At 73.9% G+C, this 11,860-nt stretch carries 11 protein-coding genes; 4 read left to right on the forward strand and 7 right to left on the reverse strand.

Features of this window, described 5'->3' with window-relative positions; genetic code table 11:
• Nucleotides 1–2 precede the first annotated feature (2 nt).
• Nucleotides 3–2,237 (forward strand): acetate--CoA ligase family protein, encoded by a 2,235-nt coding sequence (locus tag OG982_RS12210; RefSeq protein ID WP_266787464.1) that lies wholly within the window; start codon nucleotides 3–5, stop codon nucleotides 2,235–2,237.
• A gap of 191 nt (nucleotides 2,238–2,428) precedes the next feature.
• The gene (locus tag OG982_RS12215) at nucleotides 2,429–3,229 is read left to right on the forward strand and encodes an enoyl-CoA hydratase/isomerase family protein (RefSeq protein ID WP_266787462.1); all 801 of its coding nucleotides are present in this window, start codon (nucleotides 2,429–2,431) and stop codon (nucleotides 3,227–3,229) included.
• 18 nt (nucleotides 3,230–3,247) lie between these two features.
• On the opposite strand, the gene OG982_RS12220 is transcribed toward OG982_RS12215, so the two are convergent.
• Together OG982_RS12220 and OG982_RS12225 are read right to left on the reverse strand one after the other, a co-directional pair.
• Complete coding sequence (locus OG982_RS12220; protein WP_266787460.1) at nucleotides 3,248–4,039, reverse strand: VOC family protein; 792 nt, start codon at nucleotides 4,037–4,039, stop codon at nucleotides 3,248–3,250.
• 291 nt (nucleotides 4,040–4,330) lie between these two features.
• Entirely contained in the window at nucleotides 4,331–5,257 is a 927-nt protein-coding gene (locus tag OG982_RS12225) for a hypothetical protein (protein WP_266787458.1), read from the reverse strand.
• 129 nt (nucleotides 5,258–5,386) lie between these two features.
• Here OG982_RS12225 and OG982_RS12230 point away from each other — a divergent pair, with 129 nt between their 5' ends.
• Entirely contained in the window at nucleotides 5,387–6,004 is a 618-nt protein-coding gene (locus OG982_RS12230) for a flavin reductase family protein (RefSeq protein ID WP_266792004.1), read from the forward strand.
• 95 nt (nucleotides 6,005–6,099) lie between these two features.
• On the opposite strand, the gene OG982_RS12235 is transcribed toward OG982_RS12230, so the two are convergent.
• Genes OG982_RS12235 through OG982_RS12245 form a run of 3 tightly spaced genes read right to left on the reverse strand, consistent with a single transcriptional unit; the run spans nucleotide 6,100 to nucleotide 9,295 of the window.
• Entirely contained in the window at nucleotides 6,100–7,167 is a 1,068-nt protein-coding gene (locus tag OG982_RS12235) for a Zn-dependent alcohol dehydrogenase (protein WP_266787456.1), read from the reverse strand.
• A complete protein-coding gene (locus tag OG982_RS12240) occupies nucleotides 7,164–8,363 on the reverse strand; it encodes an acyl-CoA dehydrogenase family protein (RefSeq protein ID WP_266948531.1) in 1,200 nt (399 codons plus the stop codon). The genes OG982_RS12235 and OG982_RS12240 overlap by 4 nt, the downstream gene beginning before the upstream one ends.
• Before the next feature lie 11 nt (nucleotides 8,364–8,374).
• The gene (locus tag OG982_RS12245; protein ID WP_266792002.1) at nucleotides 8,375–9,295 is read right to left on the reverse strand and encodes an SDR family NAD(P)-dependent oxidoreductase; all 921 of its coding nucleotides are present in this window, start codon (nucleotides 9,293–9,295) and stop codon (nucleotides 8,375–8,377) included.
• Nucleotides 9,296–9,426: 131 nt separating this feature from the next.
• Between OG982_RS12245 and OG982_RS12250 the strand changes: the two genes are divergently transcribed.
• Complete coding sequence (locus tag OG982_RS12250; protein WP_266948532.1) at nucleotides 9,427–10,353, forward strand: cyclase family protein; 927 nt, start codon at nucleotides 9,427–9,429, stop codon at nucleotides 10,351–10,353.
• A 39-nt stretch (nucleotides 10,354–10,392) separates the two neighbouring features.
• Here the strand turns inward: OG982_RS12250 and OG982_RS12255 are convergent, their stop codons facing one another.
• Both OG982_RS12255 and OG982_RS12260 read right to left on the reverse strand, forming a co-directional pair.
• Nucleotides 10,393–11,013: a hypothetical protein gene (locus OG982_RS12255; protein ID WP_266948533.1), complete on the reverse strand. Its 621-nt coding sequence runs from the start codon at nucleotides 11,011–11,013 to the stop codon at nucleotides 10,393–10,395.
• Between the two features lie 339 nt (nucleotides 11,014–11,352).
• Nucleotides 11,353–11,823 carry an ATP-binding protein gene (locus tag OG982_RS12260; protein ID WP_266787450.1) on the reverse strand — a complete coding sequence of 157 codons (471 nt, stop codon included), beginning with the start codon at nucleotides 11,821–11,823 and terminating at the stop codon, nucleotides 11,353–11,355.
• Nucleotides 11,824–11,860 lie beyond the last annotated feature (37 nt).

Raw genomic sequence — 11,860 nt, forward strand, 5'->3', positions numbered from 1 at the left:
CGATGCTTGGATCTACTCACGGCACCCTCACCACCGACTTCCGCGCACGCGTCGACGCCTGCGGGGAAACCCCCAGGACGGCGGTCCACTCCACCGCGGCACCGTCCGCCGAGGACACCGCCGCGCTCGACGTCAGCGGACGGCCCCTGCGCTCCGAGGTGCCCGACCTGGACCGGTTCTTCCGGCCCGAGTCCGTCGCCGTCATCGGCGCCTCCGACACCGAGGGCAGGCCGAACACCGGGATCACCCGGCAGCTCATCGCCTGGGCGCAGCGCGTCGGCGCCCGGGTCCACCCCGTGCACCCCACCCGTACCAGCGTCTTCGGGCTGCCGTGCCGCGCCTCCGTGGCCGAGCTGCCCGAGCAGGTGGACCTCGCGGTGCTGCTCGTCGCCGACCCGCTGCCCGTCATCGAGGAGCTGGCCGAGGCCAAGGTGAAGTTCGCCGTCGCCTTCGCCTCCGGCTTCGCCGAGACCGGCGACGCGGGCGCCGCCGCGCAGGCCCGGCTCGCCGCCGCCGTCCGGCGCTCCGGGCTGCGGCTGCTCGGCCCCAACACCAACCTCAACGCCTTCGAGCGCTTCCGCGACGACCTCGACGGCCCGGCCATCGCGCTGATCACCCAGTCCGGCCACCAGGGCCGCCCCGTCTACACCCTCCAGGAGCTGGGCATCCGGCTCTCCCACTGGGCGCCCACGGGCAACGAGGCCGACCTGGAGACCTCCGACTTCATCTCCTACTTCGCCGAGCGGCCCGAGGTCGGGGCCATCGCCTGCTACGTCGAGGGCCTCAAGGACGGCCGCCAGTTCCTCCTCGCCGCCGACCGGGCCGCGCGCAACGGGGTCCCCGTCGTCGCCGTCAAGGTCGGCCGTACCGAGACCGGCGCCCGGATGGCCGCCTCCCACACCGGGAAGCTGACCGGCGCGGACACCGTCGTGGACGCCGCCATGCGGCAGTTCGGGGTGATCCGGGTCGACGGGCTGGACGAACTCCAGGACACCGCGGCGCTGCTGGCCCGGGCCCGCAAGCCGCTGGCCGACGGGGTCGTCGTGTACTCCATATCCGGCGGCACCGGCGCGCACTTCTCGGACCTGGCGACCGAGGCGGGGCTGAGCCTCCCCACCCTCCCGCAGGCCAAGCAGGACGAGCTGCACCAGTGGATCCCGCAGTACCTGAACGTCGCCAACCCCGTCGACAACGGCGGCCACCCGGTGGGCGACTGGCGCGGCCGCAAGATCATCGACGCGATCCTGGCCGACCCGTCCGTCGGCGTGCTGATCTGTCCGATCACCGGGCCGTTCCCGCCGATGAGCGACCGGCTCGCGCAGGACCTGGTGGACGCGGCCGAGGCCTCGGACAAGCTCGTCTGCGTCATCTGGGGCTCGCCGGTGGGCACCGAGGAGGCCTACCGCACCACCTTGCTCGGCTCCTCCCGCGTAGCCACCTTCCGTACGTTCGGCAACTGCATCACCGCCGTGCGGGCCTACCTCGGCCACCACCGGTTCACGGCCGGCTACCGCTCCCCCTTCGAGGACGCGCCGCGCACGCCCTCGCCCTCGTACCGCAAGGCGCAGGCGCTGATGCGGCCGGGCCAGCAGCTCAGCGAGCACGCGGCGAAGCAGCTGCTGCGGGCGTACGGGATCCGGGTGCCGCGCGAGCAGCTGGTGACCAGCGCGGCGGCGGCGGTGCGGGCGGCGGGGCTGGTCGGCTACCCGGTGGTGATGAAGGCGTCGGGCCCGCAGCTCGCGCACAAGACGGAGCTCGGGCTGGTGAAGATCGGCCTGACCTCGGCGAGCCAGATCCGGGACGCGTACCGGGAGCTGACCGACATCGCGCGCTACGAGAACGTGCCGCTGGACGGGATCCTGGTCTGCCAGATGGTGGAGCGGGGCGTCGAGATGGTCGTCGGCGTCACCCAGGACGACCTGTTCGGCCCGACGGTGACGGTGGGGCTGGGCGGGGTCCTGGTGGAGGTCCTGCACGACGCGGCGGTACGGGTGCCGCCGTTCGGCGAGGACCAGGCGCGGGCGATGCTGACGGAGCTGCGCGGGCACGCGCTGCTGGAGGGCGTACGGGGGGCTCCGCCGGCGGACGTCGACGCGCTGGTGGAGGTCGTCCTACGGGTCCAGCGGATGGCCCTGGAACTGGGCGACGAGCTCTCCGAGCTGGACATCAACCCGCTGATGGTCCTCCCGCGCGGCCAGGGGGCGGTCGCCCTGGACGCCTTGGCCATCTGCCGCTGACACCCGCACGCCGATGCCCCTGCCACCGAGCCCCGCAACACACCCGGCCCCCGTCCCCGGCCCTGCCTGCGCCGGTGGGCCGGGCGGCCGGCCCGTGTCGCGCGTGCCTGTGGCGGACCCCAGGTCGTTGAGCGGCACCCGCCCCGCAGCACCGGCGTACCACCCAACCACCCCGGAACGGGAGTTCACGTATGACCGGCACCTCCGAGGACGAAGTACTGCACCGCGTCGAGAGCGGCGTCTCGTGGATCACCCTCAACCGGCCCGAGGCCATGAACGCCGTCACCTGGGAGCAGCGTGAGCGCGTCATCGCGCTGCTCGGGGCCGCGTCGGCCGATCCGCAGGTGCGGGCCGTGGTCGTCACCGCGACCGGGAAGGGGTTCTGCGCGGGCGCCGACCTGCGCGCAGGGGCCGCGGGCGGCGAGCGGGTCGCCGGGGACGTCGCGCGGATGATCCGGCTCGGCGCGCAGCGCCTGATCACGGCGGTGCTGGACTGCGAGAAGCCCGTCATCGCCGCCGTCAACGGCACCGCCGCCGGCATCGGCGCCCACCTCGCGCTCGCCTGCGACCTCGTCATCGCCGCCGAACCGGCGCGCTTCATCGAGGTGTTCGTCCGCCGCGGCCTCGTCCCGGACGGCGGCGGCGCGTACCTGCTCCCCCGCCTCGTCGGGCCGCAGAAGGCCAAGGAGCTGATGTTCTTCGGCGACGCCGTCCCGGCGGCGGAGGCCGAGCGGCTCGGGCTCGTCAACCGGGTGGTCCCGGCCGAGGCCCTGGAAGAGACCGCCCGCGCGTGGGCCGAGCGCCTCGCGCAGGGCCCGACCCGCGCGCTGGCGATGACGAAGCGGCTGGTCAACGACTCCCTGGACGGCGGCCGGGCGGCCGCGCTGGCCGCCGAGGCCACCGCTCAGGAGATCAACATGACCACCGCCGACGCCAACGAGGGCGTGGCGAGCTTCGTGGAGCGGCGTACGCCCAAGTACCTCGGCCGGTAGCCGCCGCACCCGCCGCCCCTACATCCGCGGGTCGGGCTTCAGCAGCGCGAACACCGCCCCGAACGGGTCCGCGAGCCAGGAGATCCGGCCGACGTCCGGCACGTCCGCCGCCGGCATCAGCACGGACCCGCCGTTCGCCGTGGCCGCCGCGACCGTGGCGTCGACGTCCGCCGAGTGGAAGTACGGCACCCAGCGCGGCTGCTCGACGCCGCCGCCCGCGCCGTCGCCCATCGGCGCGACCCCGCCGAAGGAGGCCTGCTGCTGGTCGCCGTCCTTGACGCTGAGCACCCGGTACATCATTCCGGGTGCCTGCATGTCCTGGCTGCGCCAGCCGAAGAGGCCCTGGTAGAAGGTGATGGCCGCGAGGGGGTCGGGGACGTGCAGCTCGGCCCAGATCAGCGAGTTCGGGGCGGAGGCGATCCCCAGCCCGGAGGTCTTGCCGGGCTGCCACAGCGCGAACTCGGCGCCCTGCGGGTCGGTGGCCTGCGCCAGCCAGCCCTCGCCCATGACGTCCATGGGCTCCATCCGAACGGTTCCGCCGCCGGTCGTGACGGCCGAGACGGTGGCCTGGATGTCGTCGGCCTTGAAGTGGATCATCCAGGCGGAGGTGGCCCCTTCCTCCGTGAGCGGCCCGAGCGCGGCGACCGTCTTCCCGTCGACCTGGAAGAACCCGTATCCGCCCGCCTCGGGCCCGGCGGAGGTGAACTGCCAGCCGAAGACGGCGCCGTAGAAGGCGGCGGCCGCGTCGGTGTCGGGGCTCCCGAGGTCGAGCCAGTTGGGCGATCCGGTACTGAAGTCGGTTCCGAGCATGAGGTCCTCCTGGAAGACGGGTGGATCGGGCCGGGGGCCACGATGCCGACCTCCCGCGGGGCTGCCCGGCGTAAGGCTTCCGGCGGGGCAGCGGTTTCACCCGTACGGGCGAACCCCGCCGCCCCGCCCAGGACCTGTCGTCACAGTGGCGCCGGTCAGGCCCGCGGCGTCCGGCGCCGTGCATCGCAAGGCGGAGGGGCACCCGCGTACTGGACGTACTCCGGTGCCCCGACAACGCGGCGAGGCGCGGTGCCGGGCGTCGCGGGCCAGGCGCCACTCTGATGACAGGACCTAGGGGCGGTGCAGCGTGATGACCCGGCGGGCGTCCGAGTCGTCGAGGACGGTGAACAGCTCGGGCCGGTCGGCCGTGCCGCCGATCCGCCAGTCCACCATGCGGCCGCAGCTCTCGATCGTGAGCGTGACGCGGTCCCGCGCCCCGCCGGAGGTGCCCAGGCCGCCGGCCGCGCCCTTCGGCTCGAACGCCCATGTCCCGGTCCCCGAGCACGCGTCCCACAGCGCGGTGTTGCGGTTCTCCAGCGGCAGGTTGCCGGCCTCCGCCTCGCCGTTCCCGCCCAGCCGCAGCCGGTGGGCGCCACCGCCCCCGATCCAGCTCCCGACGTACTGGTCCCGCTCCATCCGCGGCGGTTCGTACCCGAGCCAGCCCGTCCGGGCCTGGACGAACGCGCCGACGAGGGCGACGAGCAGGGCGATCCCGGTGAGGGCTCCGACCCGGGCCAGCATCCCGCCCCACCACAGGGACCGGCGACGCGCGTGCCAGGCGGCCACGAGCGGGAGCACCCCGGCCCCCGCGATCCAGACCGCCGCCCAGCCGAACGGGACGTCCCACAGCGCGGTGGCCCACCACGCGTGGGCCGCGGTGACCGCGGCGGCGCAGACCACCACCCGGCCCGTCTCCCACCGCCGGCCCCCCGTGAGCCGCGCCAGCGCCGTCACGGGCAGGCTGAACAGCACCCAGTGCAGGCATCCGGCCAGTGCCAGCAAGGGCAGGCCTCCCGCGAGGACCTCCAGCACGGCCGTCCCGCTCGCGAAGCCGGTCCCGTGGTCGTCGCGCATGCCGGAGGTGGCGAGGAACACCGCCCCCGCCACGATGACCTGCGCCACGAAGGCCAGCTCCGCACCGGTCGCCAGCCGCGACCATCTCCCGCCCCGCGCGGCCGGTTCCGGCGCGGTTTCCCCGTACAGCTCTGGTGTCACCATGGCCCCCACCCCACCAATTGAACACGTTCAATTGGTGGGGACCATACACCTTTTCGGGCCACCCGTCCGCACCCCTTCCCATCTGACGGACCGTCAGCTTCAATCGGCGGTGTGATGGGACACGCAGGGATGGCGGCCACCGTCGTCCGATACCTCAGGTCAGTCGGCTCCCCCACCTCCGCCCTCGCGGAGCAGGAACCCAGCCGAATCGACGCACTGCCGCGGCCCGACCTGCGGGCCGTCGGGGAGGACGAGCGCGCGCCCGTCAGTCCCGCCGAATTCCGGGCCGTGCTCGGGAACTTCGCCAGCGGGGTCACGGTCATCACCGCCCCGGCCGGGGAGGGCGAGGACGGCCCGGCCGGATTCGCCTGCCAGTCCTTCGCCTCGCTGTCCCTGGACCCGCCCCTGGTCACGTTCATGGTGGCCCGTACGTCGACCACCTGGCCCCGGATCGCCCGCGCCGGGGTGTTCTGCGTGAACATCCTGGGCGCCGAACAGGGCGAGCTGTGCCGGTCGTTCGCCGTCAGCGGGGCCGACAAGTTCGCCGGGGTGACCCACGCGCCCGCCCCCGCGACCGGATCGCCGCAGCTGGACGCGGTGCCCGCCTGGATCGACTGCCGCATCCACGCCGTGCACACGGGCGGGGACCACCTGATCGTCGTGGGCCGGGTCGAGGCGATGGGCGCAGCGGGCGAGGGCGCCCCGCTCCTCTTCCACAAGGGCCGCTTCGGCCGCCTCGCGGACTGACCGGAGCGCACCGTCGAACCGGCCGAGGCCCCGCCGGGGGGCGGGGGCCTCGGCCCGGGATCGTGCGGCCGTCGGGCCGTCGGGCCGTCGGGCCGTCAGAAGGTGAGGACCCCGCGGGCCACCCGGCCGTGCGCCGCGTCGTCGGCCGCCTTCGCGAAGTCCTCGACCGGGTAGACCTCCGTCACCAGCTCGTCCAGCAGCAGCCTGCCCTGGCGGTACAGCTCCGCGTACAGCGCGATGTCACGCTGCGGCCGCGAAGACCCGTACCGGCATCCCATGATCGTCTTGTCCAGGTACATGGACGAGACCAGGAACGACGCCTCCTCCTTGAAGCCGGGCACGCCGAGCAGGACCGCCTGCCCGTGCCGGTCCAGCAGGTCGATCGCCTGGCGGATCAGCTTCACGTTGCCCACGCACTCGAAGGCGTGGTCCGCGCCCGTCGGGAGGATCTCGCGGACCGCCGCCGAGGAGTCGGCGGCCGCCGACGCGTCGATGAAGTGCGTCGCCCCGAACTGCCGGGCCACCGCCTCCTTCGCCGGGTTCGCGTCCACCGCCACGATCGTCGTCGCCCCCGCGATCCGGGCGCCCTGGAGCACGTTCAGCCCGATGCCGCCCGTGCCGATCACGACCACCGTGTCCCCGTGGTCGACCTTCGCCCGGTTCAGCACGGCGCCGACGCCCGTCAGGACCCCGCAGCCGATCAGCGCCGCCGACGTCAGCGGGATGTCCGCCGGGATCTTCACCGCCTGCACGGCCCTGACGATCGTCCGCTCCGCGAACGCCGAGTTGGACGCGAACTGGAACAGCGGCTTCCCGCCCCGCGAGAACGGCCGGCCCGGCATCCCGATCGCCTTGCGGCACATCGTCGGCCGGCCCCGGTCGCAGTCCGCGCACGCCCCGCAGTTGGCGAGGGTGGACAGCGACACGTGGTCCCCGGGCGCCACGTGCGTCACACCCGACCCGACGGCCTCGACCACCCCCGCGCCCTCGTGCCCCAGCACCACCGGCGGCGGGAACGGAATCGTCCCGTCGATCACCGACAGGTCGCTGTGGCACAGCCCGGCCGCCGCGATCGCGACGAGCACCTCCCCCGGCCCCGGATCGCGGATCTCCAGATCGTCGACCACCTGGGCCTGCTTGCCGTCGAACACGACGCCTCTCACCTGGACTCCTTAGGCAGGCCGAGCACGCGCTCGGCGATGATGTTCCGCTGGATCTCGTCCGAGCCGCCGTAGATCGTGTCGGCGCGGGTGAACAGGAACAGGCGCTGCTCCTCGTCGAGTCCGCGTTCGTACGGCAGCTCCGGCGCCCAGTCGGCCGACCCGGCCGAGGCCGCCGCGCCGCGCACGGCCACCGCGAGTTCACCGAGCCGCCGGTGCCAGCCGCCCCACAGCAGCTTCGCCACGCTCGGCGCCCCCGGATCCCCGGAGCCGCCCAGCGTCCGCAGCGCGTTCCACCGCATCGTGCGCAGCTCGGCCCACTGCCGCACCAGGCGTTCGCGCAGGACCGGATCCCCCGCGCCCGAGGCCGCGTACGCGGCGAGCACCCGCTCCAGCTCGGCCGCGAACCCGATCTGCTGGACCAGGGTGGAGACGCCCCGCTCCAGCGCGAGCAGGCCCATGGCGACGCTCCAGCCTTCGCCCTCGCCGCCGACGACCTCCGACGCGACCGCCCCGTCGAGGAAGACCTCGTTGAACTCCGAGGTCCCCGACAGCTGCCGGATCGGCCGGACCTCCACCCGGCCGGGCTGGTCCATCCGCACCAGCAGGAACGACAGCCCCCGGTGGCGCCGGGAGCCCGGCTGCGTGCGGGCGAGGACGAAGCACCAGTCGGCCTCGCGGGCGAGCGAGGTCCAGATCTTCTGCCCGGTGACCCGGAACAGCCCGTCGCCGGCGTCCCGTCCCGCCGCCGTACGGACCGCCGCCAGGTCGGAGCCGGCGCCCGGCTCGGAGTACCCCTGGCACCACAGCTCCTCGCCGCGCGCGATCCCGGGCAGGTAGCGAGCCTGCTGCTCCCGGCTCCCGTAGGCGATCAGCGTCGGCGCGAGGAGGTTCTCCCCGATGTGGCCGACCCGGCCGGGGGCGCGCAGCGCCGCGTACTCCTCGGCCCACACCACCTGCCCGGTCAGGGAGAGCCGCTGCTGCCCGTACGTCCCGGCGGGCACCTCCCAGCCCTGCCCGATCCAGCCGCCGCGCCCCAGCTCGCGCTCCCACGCGCGGCGCGCGGCGACCCCCTCGTGCTCGCTGCCCGGCCCGCCGAGACCGACCGCCTGCGCGTACGGGCCCACGAGGTGCTCCGTGAGCCAGCCGCGGGCCCGCCCGCGCAGCTCCTCGTCCTCGGCCCCGAAGCTGAAGTCCACCGGATCCCCTCTTACGCGTTGGGGCGGTCCTTGGCGGCCGCCGCCTTGGCCATGGCCTCCAGCTGCACCAGCATCGGCATCGGGTCGGTGCCCACCGTCCCGGGCAGGAAGTCGGCGATCTTCTCGGGGGTCCAGGCGCCGTCCGCGTACCCGGCGCGCAGTTCGCGCGGCTGCGCCCACACGGCGATCTTCGGGCCGGCGATCGTGTAGACCTGCCCGGTGATCCGTTCGCCGCCGACGGCGACGGCCTTGTCGCTGAGCAGGTACGTGACGAGCGCGGCGACGTCCTCGGGCTCGCCGATCTCCTTGAGCTCCATGGGCACGTTGGCCGACATCCGGGTACGGGCGACGGGCGCGACGGCGTTCGCGGTGACGCCGTACTTGTGCAGGCCCAGGGCGGCGGAGCGGACGAGGGAGATGATCCCGCCCTTGGCCGCGCTGTAGTTGGCCTGGGCCACCGAGCCCTGGTGGTTGCCGCTGGTGAAGCCGATGAGGGTGCCCGAGCCCTGTCGGCGCATGACGGCGGAGGCGGCGCGGAACACGGTGAAGGTGCCCTTGAGGTGGGTGGCGACCACCGGGTCCCACTCCTCCTCGGACATGTTGAACAGCATCCGCTCGCGCAGGATGCCGGCGACGCAGACGACGCCGTCGACGCGGCCGTACTGGGCGAGGGCGGTGTCGACGATGCGCTGTCCGCCGGCCATGGTGGAGATGTCGTCGGCGACGGCGACGGCCTCGCCGCCCGCCGCGACGATCTCCTTCACCACGGCTTCGGCGACCTCGCTGGTGGGTTCGCCGCCCTCGATGCCGACGCCGTAGTCGTTGACGACGACCCTGGCCCCCTGGGCGGCGGCCGCGAGCGCGACGGCCCGGCCGATGCCCCGGCCCGCCCCGGTGACGGCGACGACCTTGCCTGCCAAGAAGTTCCCCACGCTGCCCACGTCCGGCCCCTTCCCACGTTTTCTGACGGACCGTTAGATTCTATGGGCAGTCAGATGCCGCTGCACAAGCCCTCGTTGGGATTGGGATCCGTATTCCGAATGGCAAGGAGCTGGTGAACCACATGGGCATGCCCGCCGCGTTCCACGACATCGCCAAGCGCGTCAACAACTGGGGCCGCTGGGGCGCCGCCGACGAGATCGGCACCCTGAACCTGATCACCGACGAGGTCGTCCGCGCGGCCGCCGCCGAGATCCGCACCGGCCGCCGGATCCCGCTCGCGCTCCCGCTCAAGGAGGACGGCGTCCAGGCCGGCATGATCCCCGGCCGGATCAACCCGCTGCACACGATGGTGCAGATCAACCAGGAGATCTTCGGCCCGGGCACGGTGGCGTGCAGCGACGACGCCGTGACGATGGGCCTCCAGTGCGCGACCCACTGGGACGCCCTGACCCACGTCTCGCACTCGGGGAGGATCTACAACGGCCGCCCCGCCGGGACGATCACCCCGCACGGGCGCGCGGAGTTCAGCGGCATCGACAAGGCCGGCCCCGTCGTCTCGCGCGGGGTCCTGCTGGACGTGGCCCGCGCCAAGGGCCTGGACCGGCTGCCCGGGGGCCACGCGGTGACCCCGGGGGACCTGGCGGAGGCGGAGGAGTTCGCCGGCGTCACGGTCCGCGCCGGGGACATCGTCCTCGTCCGCACCGGCCAGATCCAGGTCTACCTGGCGGGCGACAAGCACGGCTACGGGTTCCCCTCGCCCGGGCTGTCCGTCCACACGCCGCAGTGGTTCCACGCGCGGGACGTGGCGGCCGTCGCCAACGACACCCTGACCTTCGAGATCTTCCCGCCCGAGATCGACGACCTGTGGCTGCCGGTGCACGCGCTGGACCTGGTCGAGATGGGCATGCACCAGGGCCAGAACTGGAATCTCGAAAAGTTGTCCACAGCCTGTGCGGAAGCGCGGCGGTACACGTTCCTGCTCTCCGCGATGCCGGAGCCCTTCGTCGGCGCGGTGGGCACCCCGGTCTCCCCGGTGGCCGTCCTCTGACCGGCGGGCGCCGTCCCCGCCGAGCGGCCGGGCGGAGCCTCAGTGGCCGCCGCGGGGCTCGTGGCAGCCGCCCTCCACGTAGGACCCGTGGGCCTTGACGGACATCGGCGGGGTCAGGTGCCCCGTCACGCACGGGCCGCTCTCCGGGATCGACACGACGAAGGAGAGGTTCGGCGCGGTGCCGTACACGTCCCCGGCGGCCACCTCGTACCCCAGCCCGGTGAGGAGCTCGCTGAGCTTCGCCGCCGTGCCCGGCACGGGAGTCAGCGCCGCCTTGATCCGCGCGGCGTGCGCGTCGCCCCGGCACGCGGCCTGGGGGGAGAGCTCGGCCTGCTTCTTGAAGGCGTGGTTCTCCGCGTACTTGCGCGCCTCGGGGTCGGTGGGCAGGGCGTCCGGCGCGCCGGGGTCCGGCGCGCCCGTGCTCCGGCCCGCGCACCGCGTGGCGACCTCGGGGAAGCGCTTGTCGTGACGGGCCACGGCGGCCGCCGCCTGGGCGGCGTAGTCCACCGTCGGGCTCGCCGCCGGGCTCGCCGCCCCGCTCACGCCCGGGCTCCCGCCCGGGGCGGCGCCGCTTCCGGCGACCGTGGTGCCGCAGGCGGTGAGGGCCAGCAGTCCGGCCGTGAACAGCACGGCACCGGCCGGGTTGGTACGGGGTATCACGGCGTCTCCACGGTCCCTGGGAACGAACCCCGACGGTGGCGGGGCGAGTGCCCCGATTATCGCTTCGGCCGCCCGGCCGGTCCTGAGTACGCGTACTCAGCCCCCGACCCCCGAAACCCCGGCCCCGACCCCGGCCCCACCTCAACCCCGGCCCGACCCCGGCCGGACACCCGGCCCCTGACCTGCGGGTGGCGGCGTGCGTCCGTGCACGCCCCGAGCGCGGCACGGCAGCCGCCACCCCACGACCCGCACTCGTCAAGGCAAGGACCCTTGGCGTCCCCTCGCAACGAATCGTTCACCACCAGGGTGATCAACACATGACGGTCCGTCAACACCTCGTTAGAGGTACACGCGCGGTTCCCGGATCGGCCCACGAATTTCCGACGGCCCCTCAGGGCAGCCGGCAGCCCGGTCCGCGGCCTTCTCCGCGCGGTCGATCTCGCACCAGATCCGCTTGCCGGCGCCCTCGCGCTGCCAGCCCCAGCGGTCCGCCAGACCGTCCACCAGCTCCAGCCCGCGCCCGCCCGTGTCGTCCCCGGCGGCCTGCCGCCGGGCCGGCGCCCGGTCGCTCGCGTCGGCGACCTCGACCCGCACCCCCGGCCCCCCGAACAGCATCCGCAGCACGGCCGGACAGCCCGTGTGCACGACCGCGTTCGTGACCAGCTCGGAGATCAGCAGGATCAGCGTCTCGGCGAGCGGCTCGTCGTCCCCTATGCCGGACCCCGCCAGCCGGGAGCGCGCCCATCGGCGGGCCCGGCCGACCTCTGCGGGGTCCGGTCCTACCTCCAGCTGCACCTGAAGCACCTGCACCGCTCACACCATCCGAACCGGCGGACACTTCGCCTCG

The organism is Streptomyces sp. NBC_01551, assembly GCF_026339935.1.
In the GTDB taxonomy this organism is placed as follows: Bacteria; Actinomycetota; Actinomycetes; order Streptomycetales; family Streptomycetaceae; genus Streptomyces.